We start from the raw sequence: 23652 nt of genomic DNA, 5'->3' as shown, positions 1-23652 counted from the left end.
CGTGTAAGTTACCGTGGTAGGTGTACTTACCGGATTACTCAAACTAATGGTAAAGTCAAAATTGGTCGTACCTGCATCACCTTCGTTTTGGGTGATGTCGTTGATGCTGACCACAACGGCATCGTCATTGGTAATCGTTCCCGTACCTACATTGTCAGTCGCGCTGATCGTACCATTATTGGTCGTATTCAATGTGATGTCAAAAGTCTCATCAGGCTCTACTGTCGTATCGCCATTTACTGGAACACTGACCGTAGCGGTAGTTGATCCGGCAGGGATCGTTACCGTAAGAGTGGCAGGATTATCGTAATCATCGCTACCCGCACCAATACCAGCTTCTTGGGCCGTACCGTCGGCGATCGTGTAAGTTACCGTGGTAGGTGTACTTACAGGATTACTCAAACTAATGGTAAAGTCAAAATTGGTCGTACCTGCATCACCTTCGTTTTGGGTGATGTCGTTGATGCTGACAATAGGTTGTTGGAATCCATTAAATTCTTCAAAGTTATTTGTTCCATCTGTAACAGATACACTGGTTGGATTAGTTCCTTCGGTTTGTGCCAATGAACCAGCAAGCGGAATAGTAGACTCATCAATTTCAACAGTGTAGTTCCCCACCAATAAATTTGGCGTTACATACGTCCCGTCAGCTGCAGTAGTCAGCGTTGCCACAGTTGTGCCACCAGCGTCAATAATATTTATTGACACCCCAGCAAGATTCGGCTCAGCACCATTTTGATCCCCATCACCATTTTGATCATTATAAACCTGACCATTAATGGTTCCCACAGCAAAAACTGTTTCTGTTACATCATCAGTGCTATTGCCGTCAGCATCATCACCATCATCAGATACGTCTGAAATAGGATCACCATTGTCGTCTGTAGCATTAGCGATCGCCTGGTTATCTACCTGACCCGCAGTAATATCAGCTTGATTAATAGTATAGGTAGCCGTAAAAGTAGCTATTGCTCCAGGGCGTAAATCAATTAAATCACCCTCGCCATCTTCATCCGTTCCACCTGATGCATATACTGGGGATGGTATGGGCGTATTGTTACCTGTAAAAATTCCAGCAGATTCCGTTACCGACACATCAAAAGCAAAGCTAGAGCCTACATTCTCTACAGCATAGGTATAGGAAATTATTCCCGTTGCAGGATTAAAGGTACTTGTTTTTGTAATCTCCAATTGCGTACTACAAGCACCAGCAAATCCAGATTCCAGAAAATCATAAATTCCATTTCCGTTGGCATCTGCAGGAACGGTGTAACCTTCTCCATTTTCTCCAGATGTCACCAAACCATTGGCATCAACAGATTCTGGAGCTGCATTACCCAATATTCCGTCTTCGTCCGCTTTCGCGAAAGCGTCCACATAACCCGCTTCTGCCGTATCACTACAACCATCACCGTCTGAATCTGGATCTAAATGGTTGGGTATTGTATCATTGTCCGTGTCTGGCGCATTGATAATTACCACAGTAGGTGTGCCTCCAAAATCATCAATCACACATTCATCAAACTGAACGCTATAAAATCTGTTTTGGGCAACATTGATATTTTTGGAAACACCAATGACGTATTGGAATTGATTAACATCCTGTCGTTGGAAGAATACCTTATAGGCTGGATTGGTATCTATAGGTTCTATCGGCGCAGAACCTGTTCCATCTGCCCTGAATTGTGTAGTGACACCATCTGGTAATTGAGTGGCAATCACATTGGTAGGCTCGTTTAAAGAATACCCCACCAAATTTCTTAATCTGTAAAATTCTCTGATCCGACCGGTTCCATCGCTATCTATATCTTGAATAAAACCACCAATTCTATTAACGGTAGTTAAGGTCGTCGTTCCAGTTTCTACCAGTTGGATATTGAAGGTCATGGTCAGATCACCTACTGCCGCCGAAGTATATCCAAGAACTGGTTGCCAAGCATTTGCATCTCCAGTAACATTATCTATGTTTACCAAGCTAGTACCCGCCGAACGTTGAGTGATTTCTACGATGGCATCAACGGCTGGATTTCCACCTAATGCTGGGCGAACATTAGAAAATCTATAACGAGCGCCTACCTGCCCAGCTGTTCCAGCAATTAAAGTTCCTCCATTAAAAACGTATTCTTGCCCAGTACAAGTCGCTGTATTATCTGTAAAAAATTCAAAACCTTCTGTGATGTCAGTGATCCCGTCGTTATCATCATCAAGATCATCAATGTCATTGACCCCATCACCATCTGCATCGTTCGGCAATGACCGATCACGGAAATCTACGTTACCACCTGAATTGAGGTCACCATCTGTATCTGGTAATAAAGCTGTATCATTGATTGAACCATTTGCATCAGCATAACCGGTGGTTAGATCTATGGCATTATCCAATCCATCACCGTCGTCATCCAGTCCAGTCAGGGTGAATCCAGCTTCAACCGTATCATTGCCACCTTGATTATCTGAGTTAAGATCTAAATAATCAGGAAGATCTACCGTATCCGTATTAACTGGCAACAACCCAAGTTCGTCACCATTGAAATTATAAGCCGTGGGTAAACCATTGGCCGTTACATCTGGAATACCGTCACTGTTGGCATCATTGACCAACCCGTCAATATAACTTAAAGTTGTTTGGGCTTCATTATTGTCTGGAATACCATCACCATCTGAATCCAGGTCAAGGTGGTTTGGAATTCCGTCGTTATCACTATCAAGCAACGCACAAACTCCCTGCGCATTTAAGGTACAAAAGTCGGCATCTTGATAGTTTAGAATTCCATCACCATCGTTGTCTTGTGATGGATCGCCCAATCCACGGGACTCGACAATATCCAAAATTCCATCATTGTCATCATCAATATCTACGTTATCAAAAACCCCGTCTTCATCTGTATCTATACTCGTAGTCGCATCGCGAAAATCTACATCTCCACCAGCATTAAGATCACCGTCAGAATCTGGTAATACCTCTGGATCATTGATAGCACCATTAGGATCGTTAGGTCCATTAGTAGCATCCACATTGTCATCCAATCCATCACGATCGACATCATCACCTGAAAGGGTTAAGCCCGCCTCCATGGTATCGTCACCACCTTCGTTATCACTATCGGTATCCCGATAATCTGGATCACCATCAGCATCAGTATCAATGGGTGTCAAGGCCACGCCATCTACACAGACGGCAGGTGTAAAACTATAGGATACACCGCCAATTCTAAACCCTCCATTGTTCAAAACGAATCGGATCTCATTAGTAGGCGCTGCGGTAACCAAGGTAGTTACCACATATTGATCATTTGGGCCAGCTGTATTGAAACCCGACAGGGTAGTACCACCAGCTATGATGTCGACAGAATCATTAACTCCAATATCTCTGGCTATGCTGATTGAAATAGTCGTTCCAGCTGGAAGTCCTTGACCAAAAAAGAGTTGTAATGGTCCAGGCGTTTCTCCAGCAGCTCCGGAATTTCTAATCCTTACGCCATTGGCATTAGTGGCAGCAGTTCCTGCAGCTTCGGGAGTACCTAGTGCTGGTGAAACATCTTCATTACCTCCGGTTGTAAAACCAGAAATAGCATTACCTGTTTGAGCTGGTCCAGCGGTACCATCACAGGTGGGGTCATAAGTATCTAGTAAACCATCACCATTTGAATCGGATAAAGAAGCCAGGGGTATGTATCCCAATGTCGTTTGAGCCTCAACATTATCAGGTATTCCATCACCATCAGCATCAAGATCAAACTGGTCAATGACTCCATCTTGATCCAGATCATAGTTGTCACTAACACCGTCGTTATTAGCATCAACAAAGAAAGGCTCTTCAAAATCTAAATAATTAAATAGTCCATCACCGTCTTCATCTCCAAGCGGGTCAGGACCTATGACATCAGTTAATTCGATAGCATCGGGAATACCGTCGTTATCATCATCAATATCTGTAAAATCATCGATACCATCACCATCATTATCACAAGTAGGAACTTTCACGGAAGTAACTGGGGATTGTGTGATAGCCCCATAGAACCAGGTGTTGATCACACGATTATTACCATAGTCATCGCAAAGCAAATTGGGTGTATTCGTTCCCTCTGCTGGTCCAACTGGTGCCGGAACTGAGTTATCTGGATTGGAACCATCCCACGCATGCAATGGACCGACTTGACCATTTAACAGGTCAAGTCTTGCAAAGTTACCTACAGTTGAGTTTGTACCATTATTATCTGTAGCATCCACACAGCCATTTCCGCCAGTGGTATCAAAGGCAGTGAGCTGAGTATCATCCCAATAGATATTTCTTGATTGAAGAACGGGATCAATAGAAGTAATCACTAATCCATTCAAGTTAAATTCGGCATCATACATGGGGACATTCGTACGACCTTTATAGGAGAAAAGCTCCAGCATAATATCCAGATTTTCAGCAACTGGGTTACCCAATCCATCCAATCCATCCCAAGTCAGCACGTTGTTTCCGGCAGGTATATCAAAGTCCTCTAAGGTCCTATCCGAACTTCCAGGCTGGTAGCCTGGAGTTCCGTTTAAATCCAACAACAATGCAATATCCCCAGGCGTATCCAAGAAATAAGGAATAAAATAATTTCCGGGACATCCATAAACATCCCCAGTGATAGCCGGTTGCCCGATCGGTTGGACAGTAAAAACATTGGTATCGGGACTGGAAAGAAATACCGGATAGCCATTACTCAAATCAGGAGCGAGACCTGTAGGTCGATTTACAGACCTCCTTGTCACCTCAAAATCATTGGCTGGATCATCGTCGTCATCAACCACCCCAAACCTATTCATGGCAAGTTCATATGCAAGCGGTCTAAAACCGTCCTGAAAATCTACTTGTACAATTACACCATCATCGGTAAATGCAAAATAAGTACCTTCTACAGAAGCATTTAAACTAGGGTTTGGGACAATACTTGGGTTATTAGTTCCACCCGCACCAGTAGTATCCGGTACATCATCTAATTCATAGGCAATAAAACTCCACTTCTCGGACCAGACACGACCTAGTATTGCCGTAGGAGTTGCTGGAGCTGTATTGACCACCGTAAAATCAAAATAAGGAACGAAAAGTACTGGAGGGAAAGTATTTCCAGCTCCATCTACAAATGTTAGAGCACTAGCACCACCATCAACACTGGCATAAAATTCGATATAAAAATCACCGTTCGTAGTAGGGTCAAAAATTAAAGGAACATACCCATTGGTTGTACCATCCACACCATTTGGACCATTATAAGCAGGTAGGTATCCATCTGTATAACCTGGAGAAGCGGCCGTAGGATTAGCACCAGCACCGTTATCAAATCTTCCTGACAATCCACCGACAGGCCCGACCCCTGGTGCCCTTCCCGCAACCAAAGTTCCTGATTCGTCATAAATACCGTAATAGTAGGAGGCATTTACAATAGGATTATTTGCTGCGGCATTCCTTTGGCGAACTTGGAGACCAAAGTAAAGATTCTCTATGGTCGCATCGGCAATAGTGAACCGCAACCGGTTCTCATTTGGCGCATTAATGTAAGCTCCCACTTCACCCCTTCTCATATAAAGGGCAGTTCCATTATTTGGTTCACTGGGATTATTAGGATCGGCGGCGGGTGATGCTTGCCGTGTTCCATCGGCAGATGCCAACAGAGGAAATGCCAGTAGAAAAACAAGAATAGATATATAAGACGAAATGGTGGAAAGTCGTGAAATGCAATTAAAAGTAAAAATTCTCATACGGGGAGGTTATAAGACTAAGAGGTGTTAACAATGGTTAACGGGCAAAAGTAATAGATCGACCTGAACATATTTATTTTATAAAATGCTTTGTTTAAACTATTCGACAAATGATTTAATATTTCGGATTAAGGAAAGGCCAGTTAGGTACATTTTATATAGAAACATCAATTGATTTTCTACCAATGCGTTTTAAAGGCTAAAACAAGGTTATAGAGTGAGGAACAAGTAAATAGTATTCTAAAGACAAAACAAACCCTTAGATCACATTTAAATCAGCAACAAAATCAATTAGAATAGAAATAATTTATGGATTTACATGGTGAAAATAAAAAAGCCTGATTAAAAAATCAGGCTTTTTGTTAGGCTTGACCCGTTGGGCCAAAATTTAAAGGAATGGGCGGTTGCTCGTAATCTCGAATTTCACCGTGGGCTTGTTCAAATTTTCGAACATTATCCGCGAGCGCTTTTGCCAAACGTTTAGCGTGCTGCGGTGTCAATACAATTCTTGATTTGACCTTAGATTTCGGATTACCGGGCATGATATTGACAAAATCCACCACAAATTCGGATGCCGAGTGATTAATGATAGCTAAGTTGCTATACTGTCCCTCTGCCACATCAGCATCGATTTCGATATTGATCTTGTGTTCTGGATTATTTTTATCCGCCATTACTAGTTATAATTTACTTGTGGTTCCTCTTTTTGGGCAAGCAGCTTTTCAAACTCCTCTTTGGAACCAACGATGATATCATCGTAGTTACGCATACCCGTACCTGCAGGAATTCTGTGACCAACGATCACATTTTCCTTCAAGCCTTCCAAGGTATCAACTTTACCACTCACGGCAGCCTCATTCAATACTTTGGTCGTTTCCTGGAAGGATGCCGCACTAATAAATGATTTAGTTTGAAGGGACGCTCGCGTAATACCTTGCAGTACAGGCTCTGCTGTAGCTGGCATGACATCGCGGGCAACTGCAAGTGCCTTATCCTCTCTTCTAAGGAGGGAGTTCTCATCTCTCAACTGACGTGGAGAAACGATTTGTCCTTCCTTCAGATTTTCAGAATCGCCGGCTACCTCTACTACCTTCATTCCATAAAGTCTATCGTTTTCCAAGATAAAATCTTCCTTGTGGACCAATTGGTTCTCCAAGAACACTCCGTCTCCCGGATCAACGATTCTTACTTTTCTCATCATCTGACGCACCACAACTTCAAAGTGCTTGTCATTAATCTTCACACCTTGTAGTCGGTAAACCTCCTGCACTTCATTCACCAAGTACTGTTGAACAGCGCTAGGTCCTTTAATGGCAAGGATATCTTTTGGTGTGATGGACCCATCTGACAATGGCATTCCGGCACGTACGTAGTCATTTTCCTGTACCAATATCTGGTTAGAAAGTTTAACCAAGTACTTCTTCACTTCTTCGGTTTTTGAAGTCACCATGATCTCACGGTTACCACGTTTGATCTTACCAAAGGAAACCACACCATCAATCTCACTTACTACTGCTGGGTTGGAAGGGTTACGCGCTTCAAATAATTCTGTTACACGTGGAAGACCTCCAGTAATATCACCCGCCTTGGCAGATTTACGCGGAATCTTCACCAATACCTTACCAACTTTGATCTTCTCATCATCATTCACCATCAAGTGGGCACCTACAGGCAGGTTGTAAGAGATTTGTGTTTCTCCGTTGCCATCTACGATATGAAGGGTTGGGATCAACTTCTTATCTCTGGAATCAGAGATTACTTTTTCTTCATAACCTGTTTGTTCGTCACTTTCTACTTGGAAAGTAACTCCCTGAATGATATTTTCAAACTTGATTTTTCCAGCAAATTCAGAAATAATCACACCGTTGAAAGGATCCCATTTGGCAATCAAATCACCTTTTTTCACTTTGGAGCCTGGCTTGGCGTACAATTCAGATCCGTAAGGAATATTGTTAGTGTTCAACAACATACCTGTTTTCTCATGAAGCAATTTAGATTCGGCCGTACGGGAGATTACTACATCAATAGTTTTTCCTTCACTATTTTCTCCTTTAACAGTCTTCAAATCATCAATCTCTAGTACACCATCATGCTTAGCTACAATACCGCTATCTTCAGAAACGTTACCAGCTACACCTCCTACGTGGAAAGTCCTCAAGGTAAGCTGCGTACCAGGTTCTCCAATAGATTGGGCTGCGATAACACCTACTGCCTCTCCCCTCATCACAAGTCGGTTGGTAGCCAGGTTACGACCATAACATTTTGTACAAACTCCTTTTGGAGCCTCACATGTCAAGGCAGATCTTACTTCAACCGTTTCCAGATCAGAAGCTTCTATAGCATCTGCAATCCGCTCGTTGATCAATTCGCCAGCAGCCACTAAAACTTCTTGGGTCGCCGGATCCACAACATCGTGTAATGCGGTACGACCTAAGACACGCGCACCTAGCTTCTCCATCACTTCCTCATTCTTCTTCAACGCAGCAACTTCGATTCCTCTCAGCGTTTCACAGTCTTCAGTGTTCACAATAACATCTTGTGCCACATCATGCAGTCGTCTGGTCAAATAACCCGCATCAGCCGTTTTCAAGGCCGTATCTGCAAGTCCTTTACGCGCACCGTGTGTAGAAATAAAGTATTCAAGGATAGATAATCCTTCCTTAAAGTTAGAAAGGATAGGGTTTTCAATAATTGCCCCACCACCATCATTGGATTTCTTAGGCTTGGCCATCAATCCACGCATACCAGTCAACTGTCTAATCTGCTCCTTGGAACCACGGGCTCCAGAGTCAAGCATCATATATACCGAGTTGAACCCTTGTTGGTCCTCACGGATATTTTTCATAGAAAGCTCGGTAAGCTGCGCATTGGTAGCAGTCCAAACGTCAATGACCTGGTTGTAACGTTCATTCTGAGTGATCAGACCCATACCGTAGTTTCCTCTAATGGTATCTACTTTGGCATTGGCCGCATCAATCATGGCTTGTTTTTCCTCTGGGATCATGATATCTCCTAAAGAGAAGGATAGACCACCACGGAAAGCAAATCCATATCCAAGATCTTTGATCTCATCCAGGAATGCAGCAGTTCTAGGCACATCGGTCACTTTAAGGATATCACCAATGATATCTCTAAGCGCCTTTTTAGTCAATACTTCATTAATGAAACCTGCTTCATTCGGCACTTTTTCATTAAAGATAACACGACCAGCAGTGGTCTCGATAATCTCTGATTTAAAAGTTCCATCCTCCTGCAGCAAGTTAATTCTACACTTGACAGGGGCATTGATATCTACACGCTTTTCATTAAAGGCGATGACCAATTCTTCTGGACCATAAAAAATCAAGTCTTCTCCTTTGACCGTGTGCTGGTCATCGGTTCGTCTCAATTTAGTCATATAATATAGACCCAACACCATATCCTGTGATGGTACCGCGATAGGACTACCATTAGCAGGGTTCAGTATGTTGTGGGAAGCCAACATCAATAGTTGAGCTTCAAGTATGGCTTCTGGACCTAATGGAAGGTGTACCGCCATTTGGTCACCGTCAAAGTCGGCATTAAATGCCGTACAAACCAACGGGTGCAGTTGAATCGCCTTACCTTCAATCAACTTGGGCTGGAAGGCCTGGATTCCCAAACGGTGCAATGTTGGGGCACGGTTCAGCAATACTGGATGTCCTTTAAGGACGTTTTCCAAAATATCCCAAACCACTGGTTCTTTCTTATCGATGATCTTCTTGGCAGACTTCACCGTCTTTACGATTCCGCGCTCAATAAGCTTGCGGATCACAAAGGGCTTGTACAATTCTGCAGCCATGTCTTTCGGAAGACCACATTCATATAATTTCAATTCAGGACCAACGACAATTACCGAACGAGCCGAGTAATCCACACGTTTACCCAAAAGGTTTTGACGGAAACGTCCCTGCTTACCTTTCAGAGAGTCTGAAAGTGATTTCAAAGGCCTATTAGAATCAGTTTTCACCGCACTAGATTTTCTTGTGTTGTCCAGTAAAGAATCTACCGATTCTTGAAGCATACGCTTTTCGTTACGCAAGATTACCTCTGGGGCTTTGATCTCCATCAATCGCTTCAAACGATTGTTACGTATAATTACACGACGGTATAAGTCATTAAGGTCAGAGGTAGCAAAACGACCTCCATCCAACGGCACCAATGGACGCAATTCGGGCGGTATCACAGGAACCACCTTCATGATCATCCACTCAGGTTTATTCTCGCGGTTTTCATTGGACTCCTTCAAAGCCTCTACTACTTGAAGACGTTTTAACGCCTCAGTCTTACGCTGCTTGGAAGTTTCATTGTTGGCCTTGTGTCTCAAGTCATAGGACAAAGACTCTAGATCAATTCGGTTCAATAGTTCAATCAAACACTCAGCTCCCATCTTTGCAATGAACTTGTTAGGATCAGAATCTTCCAAGTACATGTTTTCCTGCGGAAGGCTATCCAAGATATCTAGATACTCTTCTTCTGTCAGGAAGTCCATTTTTTGTACTTCTTCACCTTCGGCATTCTTAGCAATACCTGGTTGAATGACCACATATCTTTCGTAGTAGATGATCATATCCAATTTCTTGGATGGCAACCCAAGTAGATATCCAATTTTGTTTGGAAGACTACGGAAATACCAAATGTGTGCTACAGGCACCACAAGATTGATATGCCCGATACGGTCACGTCTAACTTTCTTTTCTGTCACCTCAACACCACATCGATCACAGACGATACCTTTATAACGTATACGCTTGTACTTTCCACAGGCACATTCGTAATCCTTTACGGGACCAAAGATGCGCTCACAAAAAAGTCCATCCCTTTCAGGTTTGTGCGTACGATAATTGATCGTTTCTGGTTTCAACACCTCTCCCCTAGACTCAGCAAGGATGGATTCAGGTGAGGCAAGACCAATGGAAATTTTAGAAAATTTCTTTTGTGTTGGGTTGTCTTTATATCTAGCCATAATAATGGTACTATTTTTAGTTAAAGTAGTGAGGCTTTGGTGAATTCCGCTTTCGCGAAAGCGAAGACCACCAAGGCCCCACCGAAAAAATTAATCTTCCAGTCTAAGATCCAAACCTAGACCTTTCAACTCGTGCATCAATACATTGAAGGATTCTGGAAGACCAGGTTCTGGCATAGGCTCACCCTTAACGATTGCCTCGTAAGTTTTGGCACGTCCTATCACATCATCTGATTTTACAGTCAGGATTTCACGCAGGGTACTGGAAGCTCCATAAGCCTCAAGTGCCCAAACCTCCATCTCTCCAAATCGCTGACCACCAAATTGCGCTTTACCTCCAAGAGGCTGCTGGGTGATCAATGAGTATGGACCGATAGATCTTGCGTGCATCTTATCGTCTACCATGTGACCTAATTTCAACATGTAAATGATTCCTACCGTAGCCGGCTGATCAAAACGCTCACCGGTTCCACCATCATATAGATAAGTGTGACCATAACGTGGGATTCCAGCTTCATCTGTATATCCATTGATCTGCTCGAGCGAAGCACCGTCAAAAATTGGCGTGGCAAATTTCTTACCTAACTTCTCTCCTGCCCAACCCAACACAGTTTCATAAATCTGACCGATGTTCATACGGGAAGGTACACCTAGTGGGTTCAATACGATATCTACAGGCGTTCCATCCTCAAGGAATGGCATATCTTCTTCACGAACGATACGTGCAACGATACCTTTGTTACCGTGACGTCCTGCCATTTTATCACCCACCTTAAGCTTACGCTTTTTGGCAATGTAAACTTTGGCAAGTTTGATGATACCTGCAGGAAGTTCGTCTCCCACAGAAATGGTAAACTTCTCACGTCTCAAGGATCCCTGAAGATCATTCTCCTTGATTTTATAGTTGTGCAACAAGTCGGCCACCATCTCATTGACTTCTTTACTTGTCGTCCATGTTCCGGATACCAAGTGGGTAAAGTCATCAACAGAGTTCAACATCTTGAGGGTATATTTCTTACCTTTTGGAAGAACTTCCTCGCCCAAGTCGTTGAATACTCCCTGAGAAGTTTTACCGCTGACGATCTCAAACAATTTCTCGATCAATCGGTCTTGAAGTGCATCAAATTTAGATTGGTACTGCTGCTCCAATTTTGCGATATCCTCTTTGTCCTGTGCTCTTTTTCTCTTGTCTTTTACTGCACGGGAGAACAATTTCTTATCGATTACTACACCACGTAGGGATGGAGAAGCTTTCAAGGAAGCATCCTTTACATCACCAGCCTTGTCACCAAAAATGGCACGTAGAAGTTTTTCTTCTGGCGTAGGATCAGATTCACCTTTAGGTGTAATTTTACCGATCAGAATATCTCCGGGTTTTACCTCGGCACCGATACGGATCATACCATGCTCGTCCAAATTGGCAGTAGCTTCCTCACTTACGTTAGGAATATCGGCCGTCAATTCTTCATTACCTAGTTTAGTATCTCTTACTTCTAGAGAATATTCATCCACGTGGATAGAAGTGAAAATGTCTTCACGTACTACCTTCTCAGAGATTACAATTGCATCCTCAAAGTTGTATCCCTTCCATGGCATAAAGGCCACTTTCATGTTACGACCCAAGGCCAATTCTCCTGCCTCGGTAGCATAACCTTGACAGAGTACTTGTCCGCGTTCCACACGATCACCTTTCTGAACGATTGGCTTCAGGGTGATACTTGTACCCTGGTTGGTCTTGCGGAATTTGATCAAGTCGTAAGATGTATCTTCTGGATCAAAGCTGACCAATTTCTCACGGTCGGTGCGGTCATAGCGGATCACAATCTTTTGGGAATCCACGTACACTACTTCTCCATCACCTTCTGCATTGATCAAGACCCGGGAATCTGTAGCTACTTGACGCTCTAATCCTGTTCCTACGATCGGTGCATCCACACGCAAAAGAGGAACTGCCTGACGCATCATGTTTGATCCCATCAGGGCACGGTTTGCATCATCATGCTCCAAGAATGGAATCAAGGAAGCAGAGATGGATGCAATCTGGTTAGGGGCAACATCGGCATAAACCACTTCAGAAGGGTCTACTACCGGGAAGTCACCTTCCATACGTGCAATCACCTTTTCCTCATCGATCTTACCATTTTTCAACGGAAGGTTGGCCTGTGCGATGTGCATTCCTTCTTCCTCCTCAGCACTTAAGTAAATCGGATCTTCTTCCAGATTTACTACACCTTTTTCAACCTTGCGATACGGAGTTTCAATGAATCCCATATTGTTCACCTTGGCAAAAACAGCCAAGGATGAAATCAATCCAATGTTTGGACCTTCAGGTGTTTCAATCGGACACAAACGACCGTAGTGCGTATAGTGAACATCACGTACTTCAAATCCTGCTCTTTCACGGGAAAGACCACCTGGCCCAAGGGCAGACAACCTACGTTTGTGTGTGATTTCTGCAAGAGGGTTGGTTTGGTCCATGAACTGAGACAGCTGGTTGGTACCAAAGAAGGAGTTGATCACAGAAGACAAAGTCTTGGCATTGATCAAATCAATCGGTGTAAATACCTCGTTATCTCTAACGTTCATGCGCTCGCGAATAGTTCTCGCCATACGGGCAAGACCTACACCAAACTGAGAGCTCAACTGCTCACCAACAGTACGTACACGACGGTTGGAAAGGTGATCGATGTCATCAATCTCAGCTTTTGAGTTGATCAACATGATCAGGTGTTTGATAATGGTGATGATATCTTCCTTGGTAAGCACCTGCTTATCCATAGCGATATCCAAGCCCAATTTCTTGTTCATTCGGTAACGACCTACTTCTCCCAGGTTATATCTCTGGTCAGAGAAGAAAAGCTTATCGATGATACCGCGGGCGGTTTCTTCATCGGGCGGCTCGGCGTTACGCAATTGTCTATAAATATGTTCTACTGCCTCTTTTTCCGAGTTAGTAGGGTCTTTTTGAAGAGTGTTATGGATGATGGCATAATCTGCAGACTGGTTATCCTCTTTGTGAAGCAGGATAGTTTTGGCCTGTGATTCAAGGATCTCTTCGATGTGTTCTTTTTCCAAAACAGTATCGCGATCAAGAACGATTTCGTTACGTTCAATAGATACTACTTCACCTGTATCCTCATCTACAAAGTCTTCGTGCCATGTTCTCAAAACACGTGCAGCGAGTTTGCGACCTAAATATTTTTTAAGACCAGTTTTGGAAGCCTTTACTTCCTCGGCCAGGTCAAAAATCCCCAAGATATCTTTATCTCTTTCAAAACCGATGGCTCTGAAAAGGGTAGTCACGGGTAATTTTTTCTTACGATCGATATAAGCGTACATTACGCTATTGATATCGGTAGCAAATTCAATCCATGAACCTTTAAAAGGAATCACACGGGCTGAATAGAGTTTAGTTCCATTTGCATGGAAAGACTGTCCAAAGAATACACCAGGAGAGCGGTGTAACTGAGAAACAACAACGCGTTCTGCTCCATTGATACAGAAAGTTCCAGAAGGCGTCATGTAAGGTATTGTACCTAGGTAAACATCCTGTACGATGGTTTCAAAATCCTCGTGTTCAGGATCGGTACAATATAATTTAAGACGTGATTTAAGTGGCACGCTATAGGTTAAACCGCGTTCAATACACTCTTGGATGGAGTATCTTGGTGGGTCTACAAAGTAGTCAAGGAACTCCAACACAAACTGGTTGCGCGTGTCTGTAATCGGGAAGTTTTCCATGAAGGTGTTATAAAGTCCTTCTACTTCCCTTTTGTCGGATTTAGTCTCCAACTGAAAGAAATCCTGAAACGATTTGATTTGGATATCCAGCAGATCAGGATATTCTGCCTTATTTGTTACCGTTGAAAAATTAATTCTCTCTGTGTTTGTTGCTAGCATCAATGCACGGTATTAAGTGATTAAAAAAAGCGTTATCGACGACGTCTCATCTTTATACGCAAAATGGTCTAGGCCTGTGAGCGCCGCCCACAGGTCTAAACCGATATTGTTGGGTAGAGAAAAATTACTTCAACTCCACCTCAGCTCCAGCTTCTTCCAACTGGGCTTTAAGTGCTTCTGCCTCGTCTTTGGCGATACCTTCTTTGATCGGAGAAGGTGCGTTATCAACAAGTTCTTTAGCATCTTTCAATCCTGCACCTGTAAGTTCTTTTACAAGTTTAACAACAGCTAGCTTAGCGCCACCTGGAGCTTTAAGGATTACATCAAATTCAGTTTGCTCATCAGCAGCATCACCACCAGCGGCTCCACCACCAGCTGCAACAGCTACAGCAGCAGCTGCAGGCTCGATACCATACTCTTCTTTAAGTATGTCTGCTAATTCATTTACTTCTTTTACAGTTAGGTTAACCAACTGCTCAGCGAAATCTTTTAAATCTGCCATTTTTCTATCGTTTTAATAAAATTTATAAATAATTAAGTGCGTACTAATTTGTTTCTATCTTTCAGATAGAGTTTTGATAATTCCTGCAAGTTTTCCACCACCTGATTGAAGTGCTGAAACAACATTCTTGGCAGGACTTTGAAGAAGTCCGATGATTTCTCCAATCATCTCCTCCTTAGACTTGATCTCGCTCAATGCGTCGATCTTATCATCTCCTACGTAGATGGCCTCTTCTATATAAGCTCCTTTAAGCACAGGCTTATCGGATTTCTTACGGAAGTTTTGGATCACCTTGGCAGGCGCGTTTGCTGTTTCAGAAAGCATGATAGAGGTGTTGCCTTTCAACAATTCAGGCAATTCACCAAAATCCTTATCCGAAGCCTCCATTGCCTTGGCAAGAAGTGTGTTCTTGACCACGGCAAGGCTTACATTAGCCTTGAAACAAGCTCTGCGTAGATTTGAGGTATCAGAGGCATTAAGGCCTGAGATATCTGCTAGATAAATAGTTGAATTCTCACCTAACGTAGCAGTCAAATCTTGAATAACATTTCCTTTTTGTTCTCTTGTCATGATCTAGATTTTTAGTCGTCTGCAAAACGTTTGGCGTCAATCTCAATGCTAGGACTCATGGTACTAGACATAAAGATGCTCTTGATATAAATACCCTTTGCCGCCGTCGGTTTTAATTTAACTAGTGTATTGATTAATTCTCTTGCGTTTCCTGCGATCTTTTCTGCATCAAAAGATGCTTTACCTACAGATGCGTGAACGATTCCGGTTTTATCGACTTTAAAGTCAATTTTACCAGCTTTTACATCAGATACAGCCTTGGCTACATCCATGGTTACCGTTCCGGTCTTTGGGTTAGGCATCAAGCCGCGAGGCCCAAGCACACGTCCCAAAGGGCCGAGTTTACCCATCACGCTAGGCATGGTGATGATCACATCCACATCAGTCCATCCGCCTTTAATCTTATCCAGATACTCGTCAAGTCCTACATAGTCTGCTCCAGCTTCCTGAGCTTCTGCTTCTTTGTCTGGAGTTACCAATGCTAGAACTTTTACGTCTTTTCCTGTTCCATGGGGAAGGGTTACCACACCTCTAACCATTTGGTTAGCTTTACGTGGATCCACATTCAACCGCACGGCAAGATCTACAGAAGCGTCAAATTTTGTGTTTGAAACTTCTTTTACCAATTTGGAAGCTTCAGCAACGGAGTAAGTCTGCGACCTGTCCAATTTTGCATTAGCTGCCTTTCTATTCTTTGTTAATTTTGCCATTGTTACAAGTTTTAAGCAGGTGCGTTTCCACCTTTGACGTTAACACCCATTGATCTAGCAGTACCAGCAACCATTCTCATGGCGCTCTCTACTGTAAATGCATTAAGGTCTGGCATTTTGTCCTCTGCGATCACACGGATTTGATCCCAGCTGATCGATCCTACTTTCTTACGGTTGGGCTCACCACTACCTCCTTTTAGTTTTGCTGCTTCCAGGATTTGTACTGCTGCTGGAGGGGTCTTGATTACAAAGTCAAAAGACTTGTCTTTGTAAACAGTGATCGCCACCGGCAACACTTTACCGGCTTTATCTTGGGTTCTGGCATTAAACTGCTTACAGAACTCCATGATATTAACACCAGCCGCACCTAGCGCAGGTCCTACAGGAGGAGATGGGTTTGCTGCTCCACCTCTAACTTGTAATTTTACAACCTTAGATACTTCTTTAGCCATTTCTAATTAATTTCACTAATTTGATGATAATAAAGTGGAAGCCTTATTTATCACCTATAAACTGTAACATTTATATTTTCTCTACTTGCATATAGCTTAACTCAAGCGGGGTCTTACGGCCAAAAATCTTAACCATTACTTCCAGCTTTCGCTTCTCTTCATTCACCTTCTCAATAGTTCCGTTGAAACCGTTGAAAGGACCGTCTACTACCTTGATGGTTTCACCCGTCTTAAATGGAATCGCTATATTGTCAGTCTGCTCAGCCAATTCATCGACTTTACCAAGCATTCTGTTTACTTCTGTTCTTCTCAAGGGCACCGGATCACCGCCTTTGGTCTCCCCCAAAAATCCTATCACTCCATTGACAGATTTAATAATGTGAGGAACTTCACCTTCAAGACGTGCTTGAATCATGATATAACCAGGGAAGTACACCTTTTCCTTGTTGTATTTTTTTCCGTTACGTATCTGGACTACCTTTTCGGTAGGAACCAAGATCTGCTGCAAATAATCACTAAGATTATGGTGAGCGATCTCTGATTCTATGTAGTCTTTAATTTTATTTTCCTGTCCACTGACGGATCGGACCACATACCACTTCATTACATCTTTTTCTTCAGCCATCCCTAGATTAAGATTCTAACCAATTAAAGTAATTCTCAATCGCCGTTTTGAACACAAAATCGATTCCGGCAATGATCAAGGCAAAGACAATGGAAAAAACAGCCACCGTGATGGTCAACTTCTGCGTCTCGGCCCAAGTTGGCCAGGTGACATGGTTAGTCAACTCATTGTATGACTCTTTAAAGTATGTTATCAATCCCATAATTCTATATTATTGAAGCAGGATTGCCCTGCCATTAGCGTGATCATAGACCACAGGAACTCTGTCCTTTTACTCTTGCACGGGCTGAGAGACTCGAACTCACGACCGCTGGTTTTGGAGACCAGTGCTCTACCAACTGAGCTAAACCCGCATAACCAACCTAAAGGTTGATCACCATCCCTTATATAAAGGGAAAGTATCCCATCGCAAAGATGGGATACTTAGTGTATTGAAATAGATGATTAATCTAGAATTTCAGTTACCTGACCTGCACCTACAGTTCTACCACCTTCACGGATAGCAAAACGAAGACCAAGGTTCAAGGCGATAGGCTGGATCAAGTCAACTGTAATAGTCAAGTTGTCCCCAGGCATTACCATCTCTACACCATCAGGCAAAGCGATGTTACCAGTCACGTCAGTTGTACGTACGTAGAACTGTGGACGGTAGTTATTGTGGAATGGAGTGTGACGTCCACCTTCTTCTTTTTTCAAAATATACACCTCAGCTTTAAATTTAGCGTGTGGAGTAACAGATCCTGGCTTGGTGATTACCATACCACGAGAGATTTGATTCTTTTCAATACCTCTCAAAAGGATACCAGCGTTGTCACCAGCTTCACCTCTATCAAGGATCTGACGGAACATCTCGATACCAGTAATGGTAGAAGTCAACTTCTCAGCACCCATACCGATGATCTCTACTGGGTCTCCAGTGTTAGCTACACCAGTCTCAATACGACCAGTTGCAACAGTACCACGACCAGTAATAGAGAATACATCCTCGATAGGCATCAAGAAAGGCTTATCCATATCACGTACAGGCTCTTCGATCCAGTTGTCAACAGCATCCATCAACTCAAGAACGGTATCAACCCATTTTTGCTCACCATTAAGAGCACCCAAAGCAGAACCAGAAACAACAGGTCCGTTGTCACCGTCATACTCATAGAAGCTCAATAGATCACGTACTTCCATCTCAACAAGCTCAAGCAGCTCCTCATCGTCCACCATATCCACTTTGTTAAGGAATACAACAATACGAGGGATACCAACCTGACGACCAAGAAGGATGTGCTCACGAGTTTGTGGCATAGGACCATCAGTTGCAGCAACAACAAGAATCGCACCGTCCATCTGAGCAGCACCAGTTACCATGTTCTTTACATAATCGGCGTGACCTGGACAGTCAACGTGTGCATAGTGTCTATTTGCAGTTTGATACTCAACGTGTGAAGAGTTGATTGTGATACCACGCTCTTTTTCTTCAGGTGCGTTGTCAATTTGCTCAAAGCTTGTCGCAGCAGAATGACCAGCATCTGCAAGCACTTTAGTAATCGCAGCCGTAAGTGTAGTCTTACCGTGGTCAACGTGACCAATAGTCCCTACGTTAAGGTGCGGTTTCGAACGATCGTACGTTTCTTTAGCCATAACTTATAATCTTAGTTTATATTAGTGTTTCAATTTAAAAGAACCGACCGGAGCTAAAACCAAATCAGCCTATACTAGTAATGGCCTCAAATGAGACCTATTGTTATCTTAACAGAGCCAATGACGAGATTTGAACTCGTGACCTCTTCCTTACCAAGGAAACGCTCTACCCCTGAGCTACACCGGCAAAACCCTTACAATAAGGAGTGGACATATTGACTTAAAACCCGCTATTCAACAAGGTCTTGATCAATCATCGACAAAAGCATTACAACGCCTGCCGACTTTAGATATTTACAGACCCAAGCTTATAGACAAACACAGTTTATCTTAACACATCAGTCCTTTAGAGCGAGAGACCGGGTTCGAACCGGCGACATTCAGCTTGGAAGGCTGACGCTCTACCAACTGAGCTACTCTCGCAATTTATCTGTTTAAAAAACAGAATGGTATTCAAAATGTCAAATTCCCAACCGATTTTAATCGGCCATTTTCGCTTTCGCGAAAAGGTTGTGGGGAGAGCAGGATTCGAACCTGCGAAGGTTGCCCAACGGAGTTACAGTCCGTCCTCGTTGACCGCTTGAGTATCTCCCCTACAAGTTCAAAAAGAACTCAATTTTTTCAATCTTTCAAGAGCCGATGGAGGGACTCGAACCCACGACCTGCTGATTACAAATCAGCTGCTCTAGCCAGCTGAGCTACATCGGCTTTTGACCCTTTTTTGCTGCCAAAAAAAAGTCCGCTATTTCTAACGGACTGCAAATGTAAGCCTATTTTTTAATTGTCAAAATATTTTTTTGCCTTTTTTTAATGAGCTGCGAGTTTTTCCTTCCGCTTCTTTAATTGACGCTCCAGTGATGCTGCACATTCATCCACACATTGCTCAAATGTTTTACAAGTTTTCTTGACCACCATATCATCGCCTGGAACAAATAATCTGATCTCAGTAATTTTGTTTTCTGGCGCTGAAGTCTTCTGAACTTTCAAATACACATCAGCATTGATGATTTTGCTGTAGAACTGCTCCAGCTTGTCCATCCTCTTCTGAATAAAATTGATGAGCTTAACATCTGCATCAAAATTAACGGCTTGGGTGTTTACCTTCATAGTCTCATATTTTGAGGTTATTATTTTTTTGACCGGGGATGTGCATCGCTATATACCCCTTTCAAGGCCGCCATGCTACTGTGCGTATACACCTGCGTGGAAGACAGGCTGGCATGCCCCAACAGTTCCTTGACCGCATTAAGATCAGCACCCTCATCTAATAGATGGGTCGCAAAGGTATGACGCAAGATATGCGGACTGATCTTTACCTTCAAGGAAACCTTACTAAAATAAGATTTTACCACTCGATAAACAAGACTTGAATAAATTTTAACGCCCTTGGCCGTGATAAAAAACTCCTCGGTATCCTCACGAGTGACTGCCTCCCTCAACAACAGATAGGACTGGATATGCTTCTTCATAGAATTGACCATTGGCACATACCGCTCTTTATTGCGCTTACCGAGAACTTTAATTTGCCCATGAGCCACATCAACATCGACCAGTTTAAGCGTGATCATCTCTTCTCTACGTATACCTGTTACGTATAACATCTCGATCATCAACCTGTCTCTTGAGGATTCAAAATCGGCCACATCATAGGGAGCATCCAACAATTGAAAAACCTCTTCCTTTGAAAATGGCACCTGAACGTTTTTGGAAACCTTGAGGCTTTTGTGCTGCAGCATTGGATTACGCTCCAATACTTCAGTACGTCTGAGGAATTTGAAATAAGATTTAAGCGAGGATAATTTACGATTAACCGTTCGACTGGTAACGCCGTCTTCCAGTAAAGAAGCAATCCAGCCACGTATAAGACTGTAATTTACCTCTTTGATATCATCCACCATTTCCTCTTCCAAATAAGCTATAAACTGATCGAGATCTCTGGCATAGGCCTCCAGTGTATGTTTGGAATAATGACGTTCCAATTCCAGATAATCTAAAAACTCCTGTAGATACATAAAAAAAACCGCTTACCGTAAATGTATCAATTTACGTCAAGCGGCTCAAACTTTCTGAAAGGATAAGGAAACCTAGATGTTTTCCTGATCTCTCAAATGTTGTATATACTGGGCTTTAATCTTTTGCGCACGTTTGGCTACAGAAGGCTTTGTAAACTGCTGTCTTCTGCGCAACTCACGCATTTTTCCCGTACGATCAAATTTTCTTTTGAAACGCTTTAGGGCTCTATCGATATTTTCGCCGTCTTTTACTGGTATTATTAACATAGGGTCATCACCTCCTCTCTTTGGGACGGCAAAAATACACTATATTTTTAAATTCAACAGCACTACCTACAAAATTCCTGAATATTCCCGGCCTGGGTACACTGAACAGATACAACTTTCTAACTGATTATCACCCAGCGGCAGGCTTGTAGTCCTTTCCATCCAAGGTCATTTTAGCAATGATCTCTCTCATGATTTCGCTAGTCCCACCACCTATAGGACCCAAACGGCTATCACGCCACATACGGGCCAAAGGATATTCCTCTATATAACCATACCCGCCTAGATATTGAAGGCATTTATAAATTACCTCATCGGCAATTTTAGTGGAAACCAATTTAGACATACTGGCTTCTTTAACTGGATATAATCCTTTATCCAACTCCTCTGCGATGGAATAATTGAAATTCTTGGCCATTTCTACCTCACTCACCATATCGGCAATATTGTGCCTCAAGGCCTGAAACTTGTCTAGAGATTTACCAAAAGCTGTGCGCTCCTTCATGTACTGAATGGTGTACTCTATAGCGTATTCGGCGCGGGCGTGGGAATTGATCCCCATGATCAGTCGCTCCAAGGCAAAATGTTGCATGATATAAGGAAACCCTTTCCCTTCTTCTCCCATTAAGTTTTCTGCTGGGATTCTCACATTGTCAAAACCTATCTCTCCGGTATCACTTGCCCTCCAACCCAATTTATTGAGTTTGGTCGCACTGATGCCTGGTGTCTCTCGGTCCATCACAAAAATGGAAATTCCACGCCCCTTGGCATCTGGATCTGTTTTGGCAGCTATAACAAGATAGTCACTATATACACCATTGGTAATAAATGTTTTTGACCCATTTATCACATAATGATCCCCATCTTTTACCGCTGTGGTACGCATTCCTGCCACATCGCTTCCGCCGAAAGGCTCAGTAATCCCTAAACAACCTATTTTCTCTCCAGTTAATGTTGGCACCAGATACTCTTGCTTGATACGCTCGTCACCTTCTTTCAATAAATGCTGGGCGCCCAAAAAAGCTTGAACCCACATGGCTGCAGCAAAGCCTCCAGAATTGATGCGCTGCATTTCTTCCAAGAAAATAACGGTATAAAAGAAATCAAGATCCAATCCACCGTACTGCTCGGGATAGTACAATCCAAAATAGCCCATCTCACCCATCTTCTCAAAGATTTCTCGGTCTATTTGACCGGTTTCTTCCCAGCGATCGATATGCGGAACAGCTTCCTTTTGTAGAAAATCCCTAAAACTTTGTCTAAAGGCGAGGTGCTCCTCGGTAAAATATTTTGAATACATAAAAAGATTTAATGTTTTTCATCCGATCCGAGCTGATTGCATATTCCTTTTCAAAAGCAAAGCTTCATCACGATATTCGGATTAATTCTATAGGTTTTTTAGTCCAGTGTCAAATATAGCTGAATTAGGGCTAATTTCTCTTGTGGAAACCTGGAGGTTAACAGGACTTTATCCCAGCTATCAAAACCTTCCCTAAGCGTTCGCTGCTGGATCAATTGCTTCACAAGGTAGTCGTCAAAATAAGGGATCCTTAACAGTTCGTCCTGGGTAGCCGTATTTAAGGCTAGTTTTTTGAAATCGGCAGGAAGTTGTACGTAAAAATGTTTGTCTAATTGTAGCATGGTAGAGTCCGTGAGTCCGTAAACCGCGCTGATTTGTGAACGATCAATAAAGCCCTGGACTCGCTCCCTCTCTTCAAGTATCCTTTTGGACAAAGCAGGACCAATACCGTAAACTTTTTTTAACTCTTCGGCGGTGGCCTGATTGATATCCGTACGAACGATGGTTTTGGTGTAGGAAGTTCTCTGGGATGACTGTTGTTTACGGGACGAATTCACCCAGGAAGGAAACTTAAAATACGGACCAATGCTATCCAACCATTGATCGCTGACCTTGGTGACTTGCTGGAATTGTGCTTTGGAGTTGATGAATTGTCCGCTTTCGCGAAAGCGGTGCAACCGATCTATCTCCTCCAGCCCCATACCTAAACGGTATCCTTTATAATCTGTGATATAATTAGGATTGAAGGCATAAATAGTATCCTTGGAAACTGTCTCAAGTTTCTTAAGGGAGTCAATACGCCCTTGATATATGCTCAGGTCCTGCATCTGCAATGGTGGAACGGGTCTGGTGGAAGTCCAGAGATAGGCACCAATAGCGATGAGCAAGAGGCCCATCAATACAAAAATCCCCCTTTGCTGTCGTTTGTCAAACGCAAAGAGGGATTTTAATATTTTCATAGG

At 43.0% G+C, this 23652-nt stretch carries 16 protein-coding genes and 5 tRNA genes; all 21 read right to left on the bottom strand.

The annotated features are described in order from the left end of the window. Window positions 1–5736: beta strand repeat-containing protein (locus tag EGM47_RS16125; RefSeq protein WP_317126908.1), on the bottom strand; the 5736-nt coding region annotated here is incomplete at its 3' end. A gap of 362 nt (window positions 5737–6098) precedes the next feature. Further along, the gene (locus EGM47_RS16120; RefSeq protein ID WP_124981867.1) at window positions 6099–6410 is read right to left on the bottom strand and encodes a DUF3467 domain-containing protein; all 312 of its coding nucleotides are present in this window, start codon (window positions 6408–6410) and stop codon (window positions 6099–6101) included. Between the two features lie 2 nt (window positions 6411–6412). Beyond that, window positions 6413–10720 (bottom strand): DNA-directed RNA polymerase subunit beta', encoded by a 4308-nt coding sequence (gene rpoC / locus EGM47_RS16115; RefSeq protein ID WP_124981866.1) that lies wholly within the window; start codon window positions 10718–10720, stop codon window positions 6413–6415. A 90-nt stretch (window positions 10721–10810) separates the two neighbouring features. Then, window positions 10811–14620: a DNA-directed RNA polymerase subunit beta gene (gene rpoB / locus EGM47_RS16110; protein ID WP_124981865.1), complete on the bottom strand. Its 3810-nt coding sequence runs from the start codon at window positions 14618–14620 to the stop codon at window positions 10811–10813. Between the two features lie 124 nt (window positions 14621–14744). Continuing rightward, the gene (gene rplL / locus EGM47_RS16105) at window positions 14745–15122 is read right to left on the bottom strand and encodes a 50S ribosomal protein L7/L12 (RefSeq protein WP_124981864.1); all 378 of its coding nucleotides are present in this window, start codon (window positions 15120–15122) and stop codon (window positions 14745–14747) included. A gap of 54 nt (window positions 15123–15176) precedes the next feature. Beyond that, entirely contained in the window at window positions 15177–15692 is a 516-nt protein-coding gene (gene rplJ / locus EGM47_RS16100; protein ID WP_124981863.1) for a 50S ribosomal protein L10, read from the bottom strand. Window positions 15693–15703: 11 nt separating this feature from the next. Continuing rightward, window positions 15704–16402, bottom strand: coding sequence for a 50S ribosomal protein L1 (rplA, locus tag EGM47_RS16095; RefSeq protein WP_124981862.1), 699 nt, complete (start codon window positions 16400–16402; stop codon window positions 15704–15706). Window positions 16403–16413: 11 nt separating this feature from the next. Beyond that, entirely contained in the window at window positions 16414–16854 is a 441-nt protein-coding gene (gene rplK, locus EGM47_RS16090; protein ID WP_124981861.1) for a 50S ribosomal protein L11, read from the bottom strand. Window positions 16855–16924: 70 nt separating this feature from the next. Next, complete coding sequence (gene nusG, locus EGM47_RS16085) at window positions 16925–17479, bottom strand: transcription termination/antitermination protein NusG (RefSeq protein ID WP_124981860.1); 555 nt, start codon at window positions 17477–17479, stop codon at window positions 16925–16927. Window positions 17480–17486: 7 nt separating this feature from the next. Continuing rightward, window positions 17487–17681, bottom strand: coding sequence for a preprotein translocase subunit SecE (gene secE / locus EGM47_RS16080; RefSeq protein ID WP_124981859.1), 195 nt, complete (start codon window positions 17679–17681; stop codon window positions 17487–17489). A gap of 78 nt (window positions 17682–17759) precedes the next feature. Continuing rightward, window positions 17760–17832, bottom strand: a tRNA-Trp gene (locus EGM47_RS16075). A 91-nt stretch (window positions 17833–17923) separates the two neighbouring features. Then, window positions 17924–19111 carry an elongation factor Tu gene (tuf, locus tag EGM47_RS16070; RefSeq protein WP_124981858.1) on the bottom strand — a complete coding sequence of 396 codons (1188 nt, stop codon included), beginning with the start codon at window positions 19109–19111 and terminating at the stop codon, window positions 17924–17926. A gap of 115 nt (window positions 19112–19226) precedes the next feature. Further along, window positions 19227–19298 (bottom strand) — tRNA-Thr (locus EGM47_RS16065). 163 nt (window positions 19299–19461) lie between these two features. Continuing rightward, window positions 19462–19534 (bottom strand) — tRNA-Gly (locus tag EGM47_RS16060). 90 nt (window positions 19535–19624) lie between these two features. After that, a tRNA-Tyr gene (locus EGM47_RS16055) sits at window positions 19625–19705 on the bottom strand. Between the two features lie 40 nt (window positions 19706–19745). Beyond that, window positions 19746–19819: transfer RNA gene (locus tag EGM47_RS16050), tRNA-Thr, on the bottom strand. 99 nt (window positions 19820–19918) lie between these two features. Further along, window positions 19919–20218 (bottom strand): ribosome hibernation-promoting factor, HPF/YfiA family, encoded by a 300-nt coding sequence (hpf, locus tag EGM47_RS16045; RefSeq protein ID WP_124981857.1) that lies wholly within the window; start codon window positions 20216–20218, stop codon window positions 19919–19921. 20 nt (window positions 20219–20238) lie between these two features. Next, window positions 20239–21123: a tyrosine-type recombinase/integrase gene (locus tag EGM47_RS16040; RefSeq protein ID WP_124981856.1), complete on the bottom strand. Its 885-nt coding sequence runs from the start codon at window positions 21121–21123 to the stop codon at window positions 20239–20241. A 72-nt stretch (window positions 21124–21195) separates the two neighbouring features. Beyond that, a complete protein-coding gene (gene rpsU / locus EGM47_RS16035; RefSeq protein ID WP_124981855.1) occupies window positions 21196–21390 on the bottom strand; it encodes a 30S ribosomal protein S21 in 195 nt (64 codons plus the stop codon). 130 nt (window positions 21391–21520) lie between these two features. Then, window positions 21521–22690, bottom strand: a complete 1170-nt coding sequence (locus tag EGM47_RS16030) for an acyl-CoA dehydrogenase family protein (protein ID WP_124981854.1) — start codon at window positions 22688–22690, stop codon at window positions 21521–21523. 98 nt (window positions 22691–22788) lie between these two features. Then, entirely contained in the window at window positions 22789–23649 is an 861-nt protein-coding gene (locus EGM47_RS16025) for a helix-hairpin-helix domain-containing protein (RefSeq protein WP_124981853.1), read from the bottom strand. Between the last annotated feature and the right edge of the window lie 3 nt (window positions 23650–23652).

Source organism: Nonlabens xiamenensis (assembly GCF_003865345.1).
GTDB lineage: Bacteria > Bacteroidota > Bacteroidia > Flavobacteriales > Flavobacteriaceae > Nonlabens > Nonlabens xiamenensis.
Note: the sequence above shows the minus strand (reverse complement) of the source record. Positions and strands in the feature narration are given on the sequence as shown.

Excerpts from the sequence above, each read along its gene's own strand:
- rplA (WP_124981862.1), bottom strand. The coding sequence starts at position 16,402 with ATGGCAAAATTAACAAAGAATAGAAAGGCAGCTAATGCAAAATTGGAC.
- nusG (WP_124981860.1), bottom strand. The coding sequence starts at position 17,479 with ATGGCTGAAGAAAAAGATGTAATGAAGTGGTATGTGGTCCGATCCGTC.
- EGM47_RS16030 (WP_124981854.1), bottom strand. The coding sequence starts at position 22,690 with ATGTATTCAAAATATTTTACCGAGGAGCACCTCGCCTTTAGACAAAGT.
- EGM47_RS16025 (WP_124981853.1), bottom strand. The coding sequence starts at position 23,649 with ATGAAAATATTAAAATCCCTCTTTGCGTTTGACAAACGACAGCAAAGG.
- secE (WP_124981859.1), bottom strand. The coding sequence starts at position 17,681 with ATGGGATTGATAACATACTTTAAAGAGTCATACAATGAGTTGACTAAC.
- tuf (WP_124981858.1), bottom strand. The coding sequence starts at position 19,111 with ATGGCTAAAGAAACGTACGATCGTTCGAAACCGCACCTTAACGTAGGG.
- EGM47_RS16040 (WP_124981856.1), bottom strand. The coding sequence starts at position 21,123 with ATGTATCTACAGGAGTTTTTAGATTATCTGGAATTGGAACGTCATTAT.
- rplL (WP_124981864.1), bottom strand. The coding sequence starts at position 15,122 with ATGGCAGATTTAAAAGATTTCGCTGAGCAGTTGGTTAACCTAACTGTA.
- rplJ (WP_124981863.1), bottom strand. The coding sequence starts at position 15,692 with ATGACAAGAGAACAAAAAGGAAATGTTATTCAAGATTTGACTGCTACG.
- rpoC (WP_124981866.1), bottom strand. The coding sequence starts at position 10,720 with ATGGCTAGATATAAAGACAACCCAACACAAAAGAAATTTTCTAAAATT.
- rpoB (WP_124981865.1), bottom strand. The coding sequence starts at position 14,620 with ATGCTAGCAACAAACACAGAGAGAATTAATTTTTCAACGGTAACAAAT.
- hpf (WP_124981857.1), bottom strand. The coding sequence starts at position 20,218 with ATGAAGGTAAACACCCAAGCCGTTAATTTTGATGCAGATGTTAAGCTC.
- rpsU (WP_124981855.1), bottom strand. The coding sequence starts at position 21,390 with ATGTTAATAATACCAGTAAAAGACGGCGAAAATATCGATAGAGCCCTA.
- rplK (WP_124981861.1), bottom strand. The coding sequence starts at position 16,854 with ATGGCTAAAGAAGTATCTAAGGTTGTAAAATTACAAGTTAGAGGTGGA.
- EGM47_RS16120 (WP_124981867.1), bottom strand. The coding sequence starts at position 6,410 with ATGGCGGATAAAAATAATCCAGAACACAAGATCAATATCGAAATCGAT.